This window comes from Frankia sp. CeD, assembly GCF_000732115.1.
Lineage (GTDB): Bacteria > Actinomycetota > Actinomycetes > Frankiales > Frankiaceae > Frankia > Frankia casuarinae.
The window spans coordinates 65,733-84,497 of record NZ_JPGU01000012.1 but is presented as its reverse complement, the minus strand read 5'-3'; the positions used below and the strand labels follow the sequence as shown (position 1 = coordinate 84,497).

Genomic DNA, 18,765 nt, shown 5'->3' with positions numbered 1-18,765 from the left:
GNNNNCCATGAACTCCTTGAGGATGTCGTTCTGGATGGTCCCGGCGAGCTGCCCCGGGGCCACCCCCTGCTCCTCGGCCGCGACGATGTAGAGNGCCAGCACCGGCAGCACGGCGCCGTTCATGGTCATCGACACGCTCATCTTGTCCAGCGGGATACCGTCGAACAGCTGGCGCATGTCGAGGATGGAGTCGATGGCGACGCCGGCCATGCCGACGTCGCCGGTGACCCGTGGGTGGTCGCTGTCGTAGCCGCGGTGGGTCGGCAGGTCGAAGGCGACCGACAGGCCCTTCTGCCCGGCGGCGAGGTTGCGCCGGTAGAAGGCGTTCGACGCGGCGGCGGTGGAGAACCCGGCGTACTGGCGGATGGTCCACGGCTGGGTGACGTACATCGCCGGGTATGGGCCGCGCAGGAAGGGCGCGATCCCCGGGTAGGTGCCCAGGAAGTCCAGGCCCGCGGTGTCGGCGGCGGTGTAGAGCGGCTTCACCGCGATGCCCTCGGGGGTATCCCAGGTCAGCGCGTCGGCGTCCTTGCCGGTCGCCGCCTCCAGGGCGGCCCGCCACTCACCCTCCGCCGTGTCCGCCCCGGCCGGCGTGGTGCCCAGCTCCACCGCGGAGAAGTCCGGGATCATCGTGGCACGTTGCGAGCTGTCCGTGGACATCAGGCCACCCCAACCTCGGCGAGCGCCGCCCGCAGCACGGCGACGGCGTCGCATCCAGTGAACACGTACCCGCCGATGCCCGCGGCGGCGTCGGTCCGCGCGCGCGCACCGGCCTGGCCCGCGAGCCACACCCGGCTCGCCCCGGCGGCCCGCAGCGCCTCGGCGACCGGCCCGGCGTGCTCGGCGTATACCTTGTCGGCCGAGCACAGACAGGCCACGGTGGCCCCGGAGGCGCTGAACGCCGCCGCGATCGACGCCGGGTCCGTGCCCGGGCCGGACGTCGGAGTCTCGAACCCGCCCGCCTGGAACAGGTTGGCGGCGAAGGTGGCGCGCGCGGTCGAGGCCGCCGCGCTGCCCAGGGTGGCCAGGAAGACCACAGGCCGGCCGCCCGTCGCCGCCAAGTGCGCGTCGGAACGGGCGCGCAGCTCCTCGAAGGTGAGGTCGTAGGTGACCTCCGGCAGCCCGGCGCCCACCGCCGTGGCGGCCTCCCCGCCGGCGCCGGCGGGGCTCGCGGCGGGCACGGGGCTCGCGGCGGGCACGGGGCTCGCGGCGGGCACGGGGCTCGCGGCGGGCACGGCGGGCCGCTCGGGGAGCTTCTCGCCCAGGTTCGGGAACTCGCTCACCCCGGTGATCGGGTCCCGCCGGTGGGCGATCGCGTCGGAGCGCGTCGCCCAGGTGGCCGCGATCCGCTCGGCGACGAGCCCGGACCGCAGGCCGGCGACGATCCCGCCGGCCCGCTCGATCTCGGTGAACCAGGCCCAGGCCGCCTCGGNGAGCCCGGCGGTGAGCGACTCGACGTACCAGGAGCCACCGGCCGGGTCGGTCACCCGGATCAGGCTCGACTCCTCCTGCAGGAGGGCCTGGGTGTTGCGGGCGATCCGGCGGGAGAAGTCGTCGGACCGGCCGAGGCGCGTGTCGAACGGCAGGACAGTGACCGCGTCGGCGCCGCCGACACCGGCGCCGAAGCAGGCCAGCGTCGTGCGCAGCATGTTCACCCAGGGATCCCGGCGGGTCATCATCGCCGCCGAGGTGACCGCGTGCTGACGCTGGGCCCGGTCGGCCGGCTCAGCGCCGCACATCTCGGCGACCCGTGACCACATCCGGCGGGCGGCCCGCAGCTTCGCGATCGAGGAGAACTGATCGGCGGTGACCGCGTAGCGAAACTCGATCTGGGCGAGCGCCTCGGCAAGGCTCAGGCCGGCCTCGGTGAGCTCCCGCAGGTAGGTGACGCCGGTGGCCAGTGACGCCCCAAGCTCCTCGGCGTCACTGCCACCCGCGCGGTGGTACGGCTGGGCGTCGACGACGAGGGCGCGGATCCCGGGGAACTCCCGCACGCACCGGCCGGCGAGCGACACCGCCTCGGCGAGGCCCACCGGGCCGCCGGCCGGCAGGCCGGTCCGCGCGGCCAGACCGATCGGGTCGGCGCCGAGGCTGCCCGTGAGCTGCGAACCGGGCAGGCCGCGGGCGGCGACGAGGCCGAAGAACTCCTCGGCGGCCGCGGCGGTGAGCTCCCCCGCGTCCAGCACGATCGGCGCGAGGTCGAGGTAGNCCTCGCGCAGCNCCGCGCCGAGCCCGCCGATCGGCAGACCGGCGGGCCCCAGCCGCAGCCAGAGCGAGGTGGCGCCGTTCTCCAGATCGGCGAGGACCGCTTCGGCGGCGAGCGTGGCATCGGGGNTGTCATGCAGCGCGCGGACANCCCNCCCGCCGGTGCCCGCGCCCTGCGCCCGCCCACCCCGCACGAACGGGGCGAACCCCGGCAGGCCCACCCCGCCGGCGGGGGNGTTCTCGGCGGTGTAGAGCGGACGGATCCGCAGACCGTCGTAGGTCCGCGTGGCCAACAGCTCCTCGACCTCGCCGGGAGTAGTCGCCTCGGTCGCCACGCCGGACTTGCGCAGCACCTGCAGGACGAGCGTCTGCCAATCGGCGCGCGTCGCNTCCGGAAAGTCTGCGGCCAGCGACAACCCGGCCGATGGAACGCTCATGTTCCGGATCGTAGGCCCGGGGGACCCAGGCGGCCTGGAATGTACTTCCCGTCACAACGCCTTGCGCGCGTTTCGCCGGATCGTGTCCCTGCTCACGATGCCCACAGCCGCTCAGCCACCGCGGCTGTGCCGGCGGCGGACGCCTCAGCGACCGCTCTGGACGCCTCGGCCCGCTCGGCCGCCCGCGCCGCCAGGACCCGGGTCACCGCCGAGACGACCCGCTCCGGATGCCAGGTCACGTCGGCCACGCTGAAGCGCAGCACCGTCCAGCGCAACGCGGCGAGGATGTTGCCGCGATGACGGTCCTGGTAGATCATCGCCGGCGGGCTGGTGGCCGAGAAGGTGTCCGCCTCCACGTCGAGTCGCTGCGCCGGCCAGGCGAGATCCAGCCGGGTGATGATCTGACCGGTCCCGTCCATGACCGGCCACTGCAATTCCACGGGCGCGAGCCCGTTGTCGGCCAGCAGCAGCCGCAGCCGGGTCTCCAGGGGGGTCTCGGCCCGGCCGTCGGCCAGCGACCACCAGTCGGTCGTCTGCCGGAAACCGCGCCGCCCCTCGGCGGCCGCCCGTGCCCCCGCCAGGCTCGGCACCAGGCCGCGGTGCAGGGCTGCGTCCAGGTGGGCGACCGCCACCTCACGCGACTGGGCGGCCAGCACGAGATCCGCCAGCGTCCGCTCCGGCGAGGTGAGTGGGATCCCACCCAACTCGACGCGCTGGTCGACGTCGAGATCGCTGAAGTGCAGCCGGATCCCGCGCGGCTGGGCCCGGGTCTGCCGAGCCGGAAGAAGAAGGTGCACGGGTTCGGCGGAGCTTTCCGGAACCTCGAGCGGAAAACCGTGGAGCCGGGCGGCGGTGATCCCGCAGACGACGGCTCGGGGACGCCCGATGAGCGCGGCCCTTACCCGTGCAGAAAATGGCGAGAAGAAGACCGGGAGAATCGGCGTTGTATTTTCACCGCCGACGACCGACGCCGCGTGTCCGGGGCCCGCGGTGATGGCACCATGGCGCTTTCTTCGTCGGCGCGCGACGTCGTTACGGACAAGTCCGGCGGATTCCTTCTCCCGGATTTCAGAATGCTCGGCGCGCCGCCGGTCCCCCGGCCGCGGGACGTCGTTGACGGAGCCGGGGAGCTCCGTCGGGCCGAGAGGTACGACGAAGACACCGCGCACCGGATGGCTCCACTGGCCAGAGTGGACGAGCTGGCGCAGCTGGCCGCGGGTCAACCCAGCGGCCATCGCCTGCCGGTAGGTGATCGCACCCCCCTGGCGACCGGCGATGCGGACCGCGGGGTCGAAACCGGGATAGCGCACGGGACGGGTCGGCGGGGACGAGGCCGAAGCGGAAAACGTCATGGACCGAGAATCCATCAGGTAGCCCCGGTAATCCAGCGCCACAGGCCACCTGTGGATAACTCCTCACAGGAGGACGACGAACGTAGGGCCCAGCGGTAACCCAGCCGGCTGTCACCGGAACCATTTCCTCAAGCTGGCTTCGGAAGCGTAGCCGCTACCTGGCCGAGTTGCTTGCGCGAATGTACGATAACGACGGCGTGCACCGTCCGATAACGTAAGATAGTCCACGGACGGCCGGTTCGACGGACGGCCGGCTGGTCAGCCACGGATCAGCAACGCGATCGCCACGGTCGCACCGAGCGTGATGACCACGCCACGTAGAACGTTCGGTCGTAGCCGGCGGGCCACCCGGGCACCGATCGTCCCACCGAGCAGGGATGCGACCACGAGGATGCCGGCGANCCCCCACGAGGCCTTCGCGGTGACCAGGAAGACCGCCACTCCCACCGCGTTGGCCCCGAACGCGAGCAGCGTCTTCAGCGCGTTGGTGCGCTGCAGGTCGTCGGTGAGCAGAATGCCCAGCACCCCAAGGAGCAGCACCCCGAGCCCCGCGCCGAAATACGATCCGTAGGCTCCCGCGACGAAGATCCCGAGCCGAGTCGGCCAGGTCACCCGGTCGGAGGCGAGCGAACCGGAGGCGGGCGACAGCAATGCGGCCGCGGGCGAACCGGATGGCCCGGATGGCGCCGACTCCGGCGGCCCGCCACCCGCCGCCGTGCTGGCTCTCCGGCGTGCCACCACGGCCGCGAGCCGGGACTGAGCCGCCAGAAGCAGACAGGAGACCAGCACCAGGTACGGAACCAGCGCCCGGAAGCTGTCGGAGGGCGTGGCCAGCAGCACAACGGCGCCGGCCAGACCGCCGAGCAGAGCCGGCGGTCCCAGGGCACGCAGCCGGACGGCCTGCCCGGCAAGCTCGCGGCGGTAGCCCAGCGCCCCACCGGCGTACCCGGTGACCAGCCCCACCGATGAGGTGATGTTGGCGGTCAGCGCCGGCAGACCGGTGGCGAGCAGCGCCGGGAAGGCGATCAGGGTCCCGCCGCCCGCGATCGTGTTCACCGCGCCCGCGAGCAGACCCGCCCCGCCCGCGAGCAGGGCATCGGCTGGTCCCACGTGTCCTCTATGCCGATGGAAGGAAGGGTGACGGGGTGACGGGGTGACGGGTTCGGCGCAGTGCGGCCGGTCCGGCTCAGAGGTCGAACTCCTCCGGGTTGATGCCGACCGCGAAGCACGCCTCCCGCACGACGGCCTGCTCCGTCTTGTCGAAGTTGCCATCGGCCCCGCCGATGACGATCCCGATCTGGATGACCGCCCTGGCCTCCGCCGGCTTCTTCTTCGTCTTCCCGATCTCCTGGAGGATGGAGACCTTGCCGAACTCGAAATCGGCCTGCAGCTTGCCGACATAGTCGTTGAAGCGACGCTGGAGATCATCCGCGGGAAAGTTGTTGAGCACGTCGTTGGAGATGATCAGTGCGGCGACCCGCTGCCGCTCGGCCGGGTCGATGGTCCCGTCCGCCGCGGCGACCAATGCGCACATCGCCATGCTGGCATCGCGGAAGGCACCGCTCTTCAGGTCGTTTTTCTTGGCGTTCAGCTGGCCCTGCATCGTCTGGGCGGACTGACGCAGCTGGTTCCAGATCGGCACCTGGGCTCCCTCGCACGGTGACGTATCACTAGATGGTTCCTCGCAGGTCAACGCATGACCGCCCGGACATGCTCCCACCGGCTGGCCGAGGGTCAGGAACCGGCACCGCCGCGAACGCGGTTGAGCCGGTCCACCGCCGCCTGCGCGTCACCGATCGTGGCGAAGTCGACCGCGACGAACGTCGGGATCCGCCCGCGCTCCTGGCGACAACGCTGTGCCCGGGTAAACACGGTCTCGGCGGCGTTCGCGCCGAGGGCGGCACGGCGGCTGGGCGCGGCGGCGGTGAGCCAGTGGTTCATCAGGAGCAGCGAGGCACCGTCCACGCCCCGGTTGCGGGCGCAGGTTCGCAGATCCTCGGGTTTCTTCGCATCGAACGGAGTGTCCTCGGCATACCGGTAGAAGCTGCGCAGGAACGTGCCCGGCAGGTCCTGCCGCTCGGTGAAGACCACCAGGCGTCGGCCCGAGGCGACCATCTCGCGCAGGGTCGGCCATCGGCCATGCGGATCCTCCGGCGGCGTCGTCACCATCCCCGCGAGGCCCGCGGCCGCCACGCCGCCGGCGATCTCGCTCGCCGGCACCTCATTATCCTGGATGATCAGCGTCACGACCTCGGTGGGATTACGGTTCATCCAGTCCCGGACCCGAGTCAGCTCCGCCACGAAGTCGAGGGAGCCGAGCTGGCACAGGTCATGGCACAGCCAGGTGCCGGGGCGTTCCGACCGGGCGCCTCGCGTCAGCGGGGCGAGCGCGTCGCGGGTCGCGGGCGGCAGGGTCTGCAGATAGGCGTCGACCTGGGTCGGCGATGTCCAGTGGTGCACGTCGAGCAGCAGGGCGCGCACCCCCAGGTCGAGCTGGTGCGTGATCGCCGGGTCCTGGGCAGGCCCGAGAAACCGGTCCTCGCTGGTGGCCATCGCGTTGTGGGTGGCCAGGTAGCTCACCTGGTCATAGCGCCGGTCGCACAGCGCCTGCTGGCTGTTGCAGAGCTTGCGGGCCTCGGCGGCGGCGCCCGGGAAGGCCGTCCAGGTCACGATGATCATCAGGGGCGCCGCGAGGGCGAACGCCGTGGCGACCCGGCGCCGCCGGCCGGTCCGGTTCCACCGGGCGGACACCGCGACGAGCCGCGACAATCCGTAGCCGACCAGGCCGGCCACCAGCGTCCAGGCCACGATCCGCAGGAAGTCGCTCTCGAGCGTGCCGTAGGCGCGCGAGGAGAAGTCGACCAGCACTGCGCCGGCTCCCGGCGGCAGGGGCGACGACGACCTGTCCAGCGAGGTCAGCGGATTCGGCAGCGCGATGCGCAGGACGACGCCGAGCAGCCCCGCACCAACGCCGGCGAGGACCACCGCACCGGTCGCGGCCCGGACCCGGGACACCCCCCGCCGCCCGGCCAGCACGACGATGCTGACCATGGCCGCCGTCATGATCAGGGCGAGCAGGAGGGAGACCCACACCAGGGTCGCGGCGACGTCGTGCAGCCGGTCGATCGCGACGATCATCGGCCGGTCACGCAGATCCGACAGACGGACCCCGAGATCGAGGGTGGATCCGTGGAGATACACCTGGAGCCGGCCGATGGCCGTCTCGTCGCCCCGGAAGACCTCCGGACCGACCAGCGCCAGCGCTCCGGCGATGTTGCCCGACCTCAGCAGGGCGCGCAGCGGAGCCTCGATGCGCGCCCGGGTGTCGGCGTCCACCCGGTCCAGCACCACGGGCAGGACGCGGTCGGTGTCCTGCGGGGAGAGCTCGATCGTGGGCAGGGACTTCGGCGGGCGCCCGGCGGCGATGTCGTCGAGCGCGGTGACGACACCGTGGGTGAACTCCTGCACGGTGGTGACCTGGTAGCTGGTGCCGGCGCCCAGTTCACCGGCGACGTACCGGTTGGCCAGGCCCGAGATGTTGTCGAAGATCGGCCGGAGATCGACGGCGAGNTCGACGTCGTCCGTGTCGGCCCGCAGGTAGGCGACGATCCGGTTGATCTGCTCGTCGGTCATCGCCTGGATCGTCGACGGGGGCAGCACCGTGCGCAGGTTCGCGGTGACGAGGGAGCTGTCGATCGGGAGGCCGGCCAGCAACGTGTCGACCGCGGGATCGGGCAGTACCTGGGTGTAGACGCGGTCGAAGGCGTCGGCCCGGTTCAGCGACTGCGAATAGAAGGCCGGGTTCAGCACGGTCCGCCACGCGGTGATGACGACGACCAGCGGCAGCCAGCAGAGCACGACGAGGGCGACGAGGGCGACGTGCGCGAGGCGCCCCCGCTCCCCTCCTCGGCGACCCATGGCCTACCGACAGACAGGCAGACCCGGATGGGCCCGCAGACCCGGATGGGCGACGTCCGCCAGCATCTCCTCGATGCGGGCCGCAACCTCGTCCGGGCTGCCGGAACCGTCCACCGTGCGCAGTAGGCCACCCCGCTGGTAGTAGCGGCGCAGTGGTGCGGTCTCCTGCTCGAAGACCTTCAACCGGCGACGGGCGGTGTCCTCCGCGTCGTCAACCCGGTCCTCGGTGCGGGACCGGCGCCGGATGCGGTCGAGCACCTCGTCGACGTCGACGTCGAGGTCGACGACCGCGTCGAGCGGGCCGCGGGTCGCCACGAGCATCCGGTCCAACGCCTCGGCCTGGGGGTAGGTCCGGGGGAACCCGTCGAACAGGAACCCCACCGCACAGTCGACGCCGCTCTCGAGCCGGTCGGCGACGATGTCGAGCACGATCTCGTCGGGGACCAGCTCGCCCGCGCGGACGTAGCGCTCCGCGCGACGGCCCAGCGGCGTACCCGCGGCAATCTGCCGGTCGAACAGCCGGCNGGTCGAGATCGAGGGGATGCCGTGCCGGGCGCTGATGCGAGCGCCCTGGGTTCCCTTGCCGGAGCCAGGTGGACCGAGCAGCACGAGCCTCATGGCACTGAACGGTACCGCCGCAGGTCACCAGGCGGGTCGGCGAGTCCGGTCAATCGCCGCGGATCCGGCATGGAGCAAGGCAGATCACATGAATCTTCGGCCGAAAAGTGCTCCGATGTTCCGGCCGCACGCCGGGGCTGGCCGGCTCCCGGTCAGCGACGCGTCGGCGTGATGGGCTCGGGCAGGTCCGTCCTGCCCATCAGCCAGCGGTCAGTGGCGGCGGCCGCGGCACGTCCCTCGGCGATCGCCCAGACGATCAGCGACTGCCCGCGTCCCATGTCCCCGGCGACGAACACGCCGGGGACCGAGGAGGCCCACCCGGCGTCGCGCGCCACGTTGCCGCGCGCGTCCAGCTCCACCCCGAGATCGGTCAGCAGGCCGGACCGTTCCGGACCGGTGAACCCCATGGCGAGCAGCACCAGCTGGCAGGGCAGCTCGGTGTCGGTACCCTCGACCTTCTCGAACTTCCCGCCGACGAGGCGCACCTCGTGCATGCGCAGCGCCCGCACGTTGCCGTCCTCGTCACCGAGGAAGCGCTCGGTGGAGACGGCGAAGACCCGCTCGCCGCCCTCCTCGTGCGCGCTGGAGACCCGGTAGATGATCGGGTACGACGGCCACGGGTTGGCCGGGGCCCGCAGCTCCGGCGGCCGGGGCATGATCTCGAGCTGGTGCACGGAGAGCGCGCCCTGGCGGTGGGAGGTGCCCAGGCAGTCCGCGCCCGTGTCACCGCCGCCGATGATGACCACGTTCTTGCCCTTGGCGGAGATGGGCGACTCGGGCAGGTCCCCCTGCGCGACCCGGTTCGCGGGCACCAGGAACTCCATCGCCAGCTGGACGCCACCCAGCTGGCGGCCGGGAACGGGCAGGTCCCGGCCGACCGTCGATCCGCCGGCGAGGACCACCGCGTCGTGGGAGGAACGCAGCTCGTCCGCGGAGATGTCGAGGCCGACGTTGCAGGACGTGACGAACGACGTGCCCTCGGCCGCCATCTGCGCGAGCCGGCGGTCCAAGACCCGCTTCTCCATCTTGAACTCGGGGATGCCGTAGCGGAGCAGGCCGCCGATCCGGTCGGCCCGTTCGTAGACCACGACCTCGTGGCCGGCCCGGGTGAGCTGCTGGGCGGCGGCGAGACCGGCCGGGCCGGAGCCCACGACCGCCACCCGCTTGCCGGTACGCAGCGACGGCGGAACCGGGACCANGGTGCCGTCGGCCCAGGCGCGGTCGATGATGCTGACCTCGATCTGCTTGATGGTCACCGGATCGTCGCCGATGCCGAGCACGCAGGCCGCCTCGCACGGCGCCGGGCACAGCCGCCCGGTGAACTCGGGGAAGTTGTTCGTCGCATGCAGCCGCTCGATGGCGTCCACCCAGTCGCCGCGCCGGGTCAGGTCGTTCCATTCCGGAATGATGTTCCCGAGCGGACAGCCCTCGTGACAGAACGGGATGCCGCAGTCCATGCACCGGCTGGCCTGCGTGCGCAGATGCTCCTCGGGGAACGACTCGTACACCTCGCGCCAGTCGGTGATCCTGACGTCCACGGGACGGCGCTTCGGCAGCTCCCTGCGGTGCTTGAGGAAGCCGGTCGGGTCAGCCATGCCGCTCCTGTCGGGTCCGTGCGATCGCGATGATGGTCGGGTCGTGCTTGGCGGCCCGGTCAGCCACGAGCCGCCGCCATGATGACCTCGTCGGCGACGAGCCCCTGCTCCTGCGCCTGCCGGATGGCGGTCAGCACCCGCTTGTAGTCCCGTGGCATCACCTTACGGAACGACCCGCGCACGGTGTCCCAGTCGGTGTAAAGCCGGGCGGCCACCGTCGAACCGGTCTCCCGGCGGTGCCGGACGAGCAGGTCCCGCACGATCGTCTCGTCGGCGTCGTCCAGCGCCTCGACGTCCACCATCTCGGTGTTGATCCGCGCCTCGACCGGGTCGTACAGGTAGGCCACGCCGCCGCTCATGCCCGCGGCGAAGTTGCGCCCGATGGCCCCGAGCACCAGCACGGTGCCGCCGGTCATGTACTCGCAGCCGTGGTCGCCGACCCCCTCGACCACCGCGGTCGCCCCGGAGTTGCGCACGCAGAACCGCTCGCCGACGATTCCGCGGAAGAACGCCTCGCCGCCCGTCGCCCCGTAGAGCAGGACGTTACCGGCGACGATGTTCTCCTCGGCCCGCAGCGGGGACTCCTTCGGCGGGAAGACGAAGATCTTGCCGCCGGACAGGCCCTTGCCGGCGTAGTCATTCGCGTCGCCCTCGAGGGTCAGTGTCATGCCGCGGGGCGCGAAGGCGCCGAAGCTCTGCCCCGCGGAGCCGGTGAACCGCAGCTGGATCGTGTCGTCGGGCAGCCCCGCCGCGCCGAAGCGCTTCGTCACCTCGTAGCCGAGCATGGTGCCCACGGTCCGGTTGACGTTGCGGATCGGCATCTCCAGCCAGACCGGCCGGCCGTCGTCGAGCGCTCCCTCGCACAGCTGGATCAGCGAGTTGTCCAGCGCCTTGTCCAACCCGTGGTCCTGGCTGGACGTGCAGTTCAGCGAGCCGCCGAAGGGCCGCTCCGGGGTGTGCAGCAACGGGGTGATGTCGAGGCCGGAGGCCTTCCAGTGGTCGACGGCGGCGCGGGCGTCGAGCAGGTCGACCCGGCCGACCGCCTCCTGCAGGCTGCGGAAGCCCAGCGCGGCGAGGTAGGTGCGCACCTCCTCGGCGATGAAGGTGAAGAAGGCCTCGACGAACTCGGGCCTGCCGGTGAACCGCCTGCGCAGTTCCGGGTTCTGGGTCGCCACACCGACCGGACAGGTGTCGAGATGGCAGACGCGCATCATCACGCAGCCGGCAACCACCAGCGGGGCGGTGGCGAAACCGAACTCCTCGGCCCCCAGCAGCGCCCCGACGATGACGTCGCGGCCGGTCTTCAGCTGCCCGTCGACCTGCACGACGATGCGGTCGCGCAGGCCGTTGAGCAGCAGCGTCTGCTGGGTCTCGGCCAGCCCCAGCTCCCAGGGGGCACCCGCGTGCTTCAGCGAGGTCAGCGGCGNGGCGCCCGTCCCGCCGTCGTGCCCGGAGATCAGCACCACATCGGCGTGCGCCTTGGAGACCCCGGCGGCGACCGTGCCGACGCCGACCTCGGCGACCAGCTTGACGTGCACCCGGGCCTTGGGATTGGCGTTCTTCAGGTCGTGGATGAGCTGGGCGAGGTCCTCGATCGAGTAGATGTCATGGTGCGGCGGCGGGGAGATGAGCCCGACACCGGGCGTCGAGTGCCGCGTCTTCGCGATCCACGGGTAGACCTTGTGGCCAGGAAGCTGCCCCCCCTCCCCGGGCTTCGCCCCCTGGGCCATCTTGATCTGGATGTCGTCGGCGTTGGCGAGGTACTCGCTGGTCACCCCGAACCGGCCGCTGGCGACCTGCTTGACCGCGGAGCGGCGCAGGTCCCCGTTCGCGTCCGGCGTGAACCGCTCCGCGTCCTCGCCGCCCTCGCCGGTGTTCGACTTCCCGCCGAGCCGGTTCATGGCGATAGCCAGCGTCTCGTGCGCCTCGGCGCTGATCGAGCCGTAGGACATGGCACCGGTCGCGAACCGCTTGACGATCTCCGAGGCCGGCTCGACCTCCTCGATCGGCACCGGCGTGCGCACCCCGGTACGCAGCTCGAACAGACCCCGCAGCGTCGCGTTCTCCCGGGACAGACCGTCGACCCGGGCGGTGTACTTCTGGAAGGTCTCGTACTGCCGGGTGCGGGTGGCGTGCTGGAGCAGGAAGACGGTCTCCGGGTTGAACAGGTGCAGCTCACCCTCGCGGCGCCACTGGTACTCGCCGCCGACCTCCAGCGTGCGGTGCGCGTGCTCGGAGGCGATCGGCGGGNAGGCCCGCCGGNGCCGCGCTGCCNCCNCCGCCGCGATGACGTCGAGTCCGATGCCGTCGAGGCGCGACGGGGTACCCGCGAAATAGGCGTCGATCAGTTCCTGGGACAGCCCGATCGCCTCGAAGACCTGGGCACCGGTGTAGCTCGCCACCGTCGAGATGCCCATCTTGGACATCACCTTCAGCACGCCCTTGCCGAGCGCCTTGATCATGTTCTTCTCGGCCTGCTCCCGGGACACCCCGACGATCTCGCCCTCGGCGATGAGGCTGTCGATCGACTCGAATGCCAGGTACGGGTTGACCGCCGCGGCGCCGTAGCCGGTGAGCAGCGCGATGTGGTGCACCTCACGGGCGTCGCCGCACTCGACGATGAGGCCGACCTTCGTCCTGGTCCGCTCCCGGATCAGGTGGTGGTGCACGGCGGCGGTCAGCAGCAGCGACGGGATCGGGGCCTTGCGCGTGTCGGAGTCCCGGTCGGAGAGCACGACGATGCGGGCACCGTCGGCGATGGCCTCGCTGACCCCGGCGCAGATTTCCGCCAGCCGGGCGGCGAGCGCCGCGCCGCCCCCGTCGACGTCATACAGGCCACGGACCGTCACCGAGGCGAAGCCGGGCATGTCACCGTCGTCGTTGATGCCGATGATCTTCGAAAGCTGGCTGCTGCTGATCACCGGATAGGGCAGGTGCACCATCCGGCAGGACGCCGGGGATGGCGCGAGCAGGTTGCCCTCCGGGCCGAGCACCCGGCCCAGGCTCGTCACCAACTCCTCGCGGATCGCGTCCAGCGGCGGGTTGGTGACCTGCGCGAACAACTGGGTGAAGTAGTCGAACAGCAGCCGGGGACGGCTGGAGAGCACCGCCACCGGCGTGTCGGTGCCCATCGAGCCGATCGGCTCCGCGCCCGTGCGCGCCATCGGCGCGACGAGCACGCGCAGCTCCTCCAGCGTGTAGCCGAACACCTGCTGGCGACGCAGCACCGAGGAGTGCCCGTAGAGGAGCTGCTCCCGCTCGGGCAGGTCGTCCAGCTCGATCAGACCGGCGTGCAACCACTCCGCGTACGGCGCCGCGTTCGCGAGCTCGGACTTGATCTCCTCGTCGCTGACGATGCGCCCCTCGGCGGTATCCACCAGGAACATCCGCCCCGGCTGGAGCCGGCCTTTCTGCACCACCTTGTGCGGCGGGATGTCGAGCACGCCCACCTCGGAGGCCATCACGACCAGGCCGTCGTCGGTGACCCAGTACCGCGAGGGCCGCAGCCCGTTACGGTCGAGCACCGCCCCGATGACCGTCCCGTCGGTGAACGCGATGGAGGCCGGGCCGTCCCACGGCTCCATCAGCGTGGAGTGGAACTGGTAGAAGGCGCGCAGCGCCGGGTCCATCTCGGTGTGGTTCTCCCACGCCTCGGGGATCATCATCAGCACCGCGTGCGGCAGGCTGCGACCGCCCAGGTACAGCAGTTCCAGGACCTCGTCGAAGCTCGCCGAGTCGCTCGCCCCGTCCGCGCAGACGGGGAACAGCCGGGAGAGGTCACCGGGGATCAGGTCGCTGGCGAGCAGCGCCTCGCGGGCCCGCATCCAGTNCCGGTTCCCGCGGACAGTGTTGATCTCCCCGTTGTGGGCGACGAACCGGTACGGGTGCGCCAGCGGCCAGCTCGGGAAGGTGTTCGTGGAGAACCGGCTGTGCACCAGCGCGATGGCACTGGTGAACCGGGGGTCGTCGAGGTCGGGAAAGTAGGCCGAGAGCTGGTGGGTGGTGAGCATCCCCTTGTAGACCAGGGTCCGCGACGACAGCGACGCCAGGTAGACGCCGGTCTCCCGGCGGATCCGCTTGCGGGCGCAGAACGCCCGACGTTCGAGGTCGGCCTGGTCGAACCCGTTCCCCGCGCCGCCCTCAACCGGACCGGCGGCGGGCAGACTGCCGGGCAATGCGAGGAACAGCTGCCGCATCCGCGGCTCAACCTCGTGGGCCGCGTGCCCGACGATGTGGCTGACGACCGGCACCTCACGCCAGCCGAGGACCCGCAGCCCCTCCTGGCGGACGATGCGGCTGATGGTGCGCACGGCTTCGTCCCGCTCCCCCGAGACCTGCGGCAGGAAGGCGATCCCGACGGCGTAACGCCCCGGGGCGGGCAGCGTGAAGTCGACGACGTCACGCAGGAACAGGTCGGGGACCTGCACCAGGATGCCGGCTCCGTCGCCGGTGTCCGGGTCGCTGCCCGAGGCACCCCGGTGGTCGAGGTTACGCAGCACGGTCAGGCCCTGCTCGACCAGCTCGTGACTGCGCCTGCCGTGTACATCGACGACGAAGCCGACGCCACAGGCATCGTGTTCGAAGGTGGGGTCGTAAAGACCTTGCGCACTCGGCATCCGGCGAAGTCCTGTCCATCTTCAGGGGCTGAAGGGGGTGCGGACAACGCTGTCCGAGTGGTGTGACGGCACGGCGACGCTGGCCCGGCGCCCCGTGTCTCTACCGAGTGTGCCACGCGGCCCGCTCATGCGCCGCGATCAAATATGTCCAGGAGATCACCGCCAGATGACGTCATACCTCCCCGCCCGGCCTCGGTCACTACAAGTAGGGGAAGGTCGACGGTCCAGCCGACGCCCGGGGCCCCGCCGGAGACGGCGTCTCCGGCGTCTCCGGCGTCTCATCAGGGCAGCTGCGGCTCCTCCGGCGGAACGGCCGACGTGTGCCCACCGCTCGCCGGCAATCTCGTCGCCAGGCCGCGGCTCTGCTGCGAACCAGCCGGTACGCCGGTGGTGGCAGTGGTGGCAGTGGTGGCAGTGGTGGCAGTGGTGGCGGTAGTGGCGGTGGTGGCGGTGGTGGCGGTAGTGGCAGTGGTGGCGGTCGACCCGGAGGCATCGGGCACCGCGGCGGCGGGCACCGACCCGGCGGAACCAGGATCGGCCGGATCGGGACCGCCCAGATCAGGATCGACCGAATCGGGACCGACCGAATCGAGAGCGGCCGAATCGGGACCGGCCGAATCGGGAGCGGCCGCCCGCTGGTCGGCGGTACCGGCGGTCGTCACCGTGGACCGCGCCGCGGGCCGGGNACGGGCGATTCCGAGGGCCTCCTGCTCCTCCCTGGACAGATTCGGATCCACGGGACTGCGGGTGACCGCCAGCGCCAGCAACGCCCCCAGACAGACGACGATCGAGGTCCAGATGTTGACCCGCAGCCCGAGGATCTGGTTCGCCGTGTCGATGCGCAGCATCTCGATCCACAACCGGCCGAACGTGTAGAGCGCGACGTAGAGGCAGAACAGCTTGCCGCGGCCGAGCCGGTGCCGCCGATCGACGACCAACAGGATCCCGGCCACCACCAGGTTCCACAGGCACTCGTAGAGGAAGGTCGGCTGATAGGTGGACACGCCGGGGATGATCTGGTGCTTCTCGTCGATGCGCACCGCCCAGGGCAGGGTGCTCGCCTTGCCGTACAGCTCCTGGTTGAACCAGTTGCCCCAGCGTCCGATCGCCTGGGCCAGGATGATGCCCGGCGCCGCGGCGTCGCCGAACAGGGCGAGGCTGATGCCGTAGCGCCGGGTCGCCAGCCACGCGCCGAAGGCCCCGCCCGCGATGGCGCCCCAGATNCCCAGCCCGCCGTTCCAGATCTTGATGACGTCCAGCACGTTGCCGTCCCGGCCGAAATAGGCGGCCGGAGTGCTGACCACGTGGTAGACGCGGGCGCCGACGATGCCGAACGGGACGGCCCAGTAGGCGACCTCGCTGGCCACCATGGGATCCATGCCGCGAGCGCGCAGCCTTCTTCCCGTCACGAATACGGCGACGAAGACGCCAATAATGATCATCAGGGCGTAGGCACGCAGCGGCACCGGCCCGAGATGCACCACGCCACGCGATGGGCTAGGAATAGCGGCGAGAACCACGGTCGCCAGGCTATCCCGTGGACCCGTCCATCACGCGCGGGGTGCCCCGGCCACGTGTCGCACAGTCACGTGTCGCACAGTCACGTGTCTCGCTCGGTGCGCGGCGGGGTGATATATGCGGCGCTCGATGTGGGCAATACTCGATGTGGGCGACAGATGTGACGGCCGGGTCGGGGCGGCCGGGAGTTCACGCCGGAACGGGAGCGCGCACCCCTCCGGCGAGTTCCGCGGCGAGCCGACGGATTCCGGCGAGGCCCGCTGAGGCGCCGGCTCCGGAACGTTCCGCCTCAAGCAGGACCTTCACCAGCGCGGAGCCGACGATCACACCGTCGGCGAAGCCCGCGACCTCGGCGGCCTGCGCCGCGGTGCTCACCCCGAGCCCCACCGCCACCGGGAGCTCGGTGGCGGCCCGCACCCGGGCGACCAGATCGGCCGCCCGCTCGCCGACCGCCGCCCGGGTCCCGGTGACACCCATCAGCGAGGCGGCATAGACGAAGCCGCGCGCGACGCCGGCGACCAGCCGGAGACGGGTGTCCGAGGAGCTGGGAGCGACGAGGAACACCGGGGCCAGGCCGTGCGCGGCGCACGCGTCGAGCCAGGGCCCGGCCTCCTCGGGCGGCAGGTCCGGAGTGATTGCTCCGGCGCCCCCGGCGGCGGCCAGATCGGCCGCAAACGAGGCCGCGCCGTAGCGGTCGATCGGGTTCCAGTAGGACATGACCAGGGCCGGGGCCCCCGTCGCGGCGACGGCCTCGACGGTGCGGATCACGTCCCGCGTCGTGACCCCGCCGCGCAGGGCCGCATCCGCCGCGTCCTGGATCACCGGACCATCCATGGTGGGGTCGGAGTAGGGCAGGCCGACCTCAACAACGTCGACTCCCGCCGCCACCATGGCCCGCATGGCCTCGATCGCCCCGTCCACCGTCGGGAATCCCGCGGGCAGATAGCCGACCAGCACCGACCGCCCCTCCTCGCGGGCCGCCGCGAACACTGCGTCCAACCGACTCTGCACCGTGCGTCCGTTCCGTCGAGCCCGAGGGCCTTTATGGCCTGTCTGTCCTGCGCGTTCTGTGCGTCCTACGCGTCCCGTGCGTCCCGTCTTGGTTGCTGCCGGTCCCGAGACAGGATCCCTCAGGGTCCCTCAGACCGGTCGCGCCGGACCGCCGACGGGGCCCCCGCCGGCATCGGCCTCGTCGAGGAGGTCGAACCAGCGGGCGGCGGTGTCGACGTCCTTGTCCCCCCGACCGGAGCAGTTGACGACGACAGTCGTGCCCGGACCGAGCTTCCGGGCGACGTCGAGGGCACCCGCGAAGGCGTGCGCGCTCTCGATCGCGACCAGGATGCCCTCGGTACGGGCCACCAGCGCGAGCGCCTCCATCGCGGCGGTGTCGTCCACGACCCGATAGCTCGCCCGACCGGTCTCGTGCAGCAGGGCATGCTCGGGGCCGATGCCNGGGTAGNCCAGNCCCGCCGAGATCGAGTGGGAGACCTGGGTCTGCCCGAACTCGTCCTGCAGCAGGAACGTCCGCATGCCGTGCAGCACGCCCGCGGAACCGCCGGCGATCGCCGCGGCGTGCCGACCGGTGGCGACCCCGTCCCCCCCGGCCTCGCAGCCGATCAGCGCGACCTCGACGTCGGGGATGAACGGGTGGAAGATGCCCATCGCGTTCGAGCCGCCACCGACGCAGGCGACGACGGCGTCGGGCAGTCGGCCGACACGATCGAGCACCTGGGCGCGCGCCTCGACCCCGATGATCCGCTGGAAGTCGCGGACCAGCATCGGGAACGGATGCGGGCCCATCACCGACCCGATGCAGTAATGGGTCGTGTCAACGGTGGCCACCCAGTCGCGCATGGCCTCGTTGATGGCGTCCTTCAAGGTTCGGCTGCCGGAGGTGACCGCAACGACCTCGGCGCCGAGCAGGCGCATCCGGGCGACGTTTAGGGCCTGCCGGCGGGTGTCCTCCTCGCCCATGTAGACGACGCAGTCCAGGCCGAGCAGGGCGCAGGCGGNGGCCGTGGCAACACCGTGCTGACCGGCTCCGGTCTCGGCGATAACCCGGGTCTTGCCCATCCGCCGGGTCAGCAGGCACTGCCCGAGGACATTATTGATCTTGTGGGAACCGGTGTGCGCAAGATCCTCACGCTTGAGCAGGATGCGGGCACCGCCAACGTGCGCGGTGAGCCGGTGGGCGTCGGTGAGCGGAGTGGGCCGGCCCGCGTAGCTCGCCAGCAGCCCGTCCAGTTCCGCGGTGAAGCCGGGATCCACCCTGGCCGCCGCGTAGGCTGCGGTGAGCTCGTCCAGCGCCGCCATGAGGGCCTCGGGGACGAAACGACCACCGAAACGCCCGAAGTGCCCCGAAGAGTCGGGGAACGCCTGCCAGCTCGACGTGTCCGGACGGACCGGACCGGAGCCCGACGGCGTCCCGGTTCCGGCGGCCGCGGGGCGAACTGACTCGGCAGCGGTTCGGGTGGTCACGGTGCGACTGTATAGGGCCGAGCCCCGG

Annotated in this window: 12 protein-coding genes; all 12 read right to left on the bottom strand. The window is 71.4% G+C overall.

The window, feature by feature from the left end:
- On the bottom strand, nt 1–660 hold a 660-nt coding region (locus CED_RS25225), incomplete at its 3' end, for a methylmalonyl-CoA mutase family protein (protein ID WP_235186996.1).
- A complete protein-coding gene (locus CED_RS09765) occupies nt 660–2,642 on the bottom strand; it encodes a methylmalonyl-CoA mutase subunit beta (protein ID WP_035909986.1) in 1,983 nt (660 codons plus the stop codon). The genes CED_RS09765 and CED_RS25225, both read right to left, overlap by 1 nt.
- Nucleotides 2,643–2,734: 92 nt before the next feature.
- On the bottom strand, nt 2,735–3,994 hold the full coding sequence (locus CED_RS09760) for a type IV toxin-antitoxin system AbiEi family antitoxin domain-containing protein (protein ID WP_232235051.1): 1,260 nt from the start codon (nt 3,992–3,994) through the stop codon (nt 2,735–2,737).
- Between the two features lie 258 nt (nt 3,995–4,252).
- Nucleotides 4,253–5,104: a sulfite exporter TauE/SafE family protein gene (locus CED_RS09755; RefSeq protein WP_035909983.1), complete on the bottom strand. Its 852-nt coding sequence runs from the start codon at nt 5,102–5,104 to the stop codon at nt 4,253–4,255.
- Between the two features lie 76 nt (nt 5,105–5,180).
- Nucleotides 5,181–5,636 (bottom strand): tellurite resistance TerB family protein, encoded by a 456-nt coding sequence (locus CED_RS09750; protein ID WP_011437394.1) that lies wholly within the window; start codon nt 5,634–5,636, stop codon nt 5,181–5,183.
- A 92-nt stretch (nt 5,637–5,728) separates the two neighbouring features.
- Entirely contained in the window at nt 5,729–7,912 is a 2,184-nt protein-coding gene (locus CED_RS09745; RefSeq protein ID WP_035909982.1) for a membrane protein, read from the bottom strand.
- Nucleotides 7,913–7,915: 3 nt separating this feature from the next.
- A complete protein-coding gene (locus CED_RS09740; protein WP_035909980.1) occupies nt 7,916–8,530 on the bottom strand; it encodes an adenylate kinase in 615 nt (204 codons plus the stop codon).
- 152 nt (nt 8,531–8,682) lie between these two features.
- Nucleotides 8,683–10,125 carry a glutamate synthase subunit beta gene (locus tag CED_RS09735; RefSeq protein ID WP_035909979.1) on the bottom strand — a complete coding sequence of 481 codons (1,443 nt, stop codon included), beginning with the start codon at nt 10,123–10,125 and terminating at the stop codon, nt 8,683–8,685.
- A 59-nt stretch (nt 10,126–10,184) separates the two neighbouring features.
- Entirely contained in the window at nt 10,185–14,741 is a 4,557-nt protein-coding gene (gltB, locus tag CED_RS09730; RefSeq protein WP_035909977.1) for a glutamate synthase large subunit, read from the bottom strand.
- 281 nt (nt 14,742–15,022) lie between these two features.
- Complete coding sequence (lgt, locus tag CED_RS09725) at nt 15,023–16,222, bottom strand: prolipoprotein diacylglyceryl transferase (protein ID WP_369807811.1); 1,200 nt, start codon at nt 16,220–16,222, stop codon at nt 15,023–15,025.
- A 226-nt stretch (nt 16,223–16,448) separates the two neighbouring features.
- Nucleotides 16,449–17,270 carry a tryptophan synthase subunit alpha gene (trpA, locus tag CED_RS09720; RefSeq protein ID WP_011437400.1) on the bottom strand — a complete coding sequence of 274 codons (822 nt, stop codon included), beginning with the start codon at nt 17,268–17,270 and terminating at the stop codon, nt 16,449–16,451.
- Between the two features lie 129 nt (nt 17,271–17,399).
- Nucleotides 17,400–18,737 (bottom strand): tryptophan synthase subunit beta, encoded by a 1,338-nt coding sequence (gene trpB / locus CED_RS09715; protein WP_035909974.1) that lies wholly within the window; start codon nt 18,735–18,737, stop codon nt 17,400–17,402.
- Nucleotides 18,738–18,765: the final 28 nt, after the last annotated feature.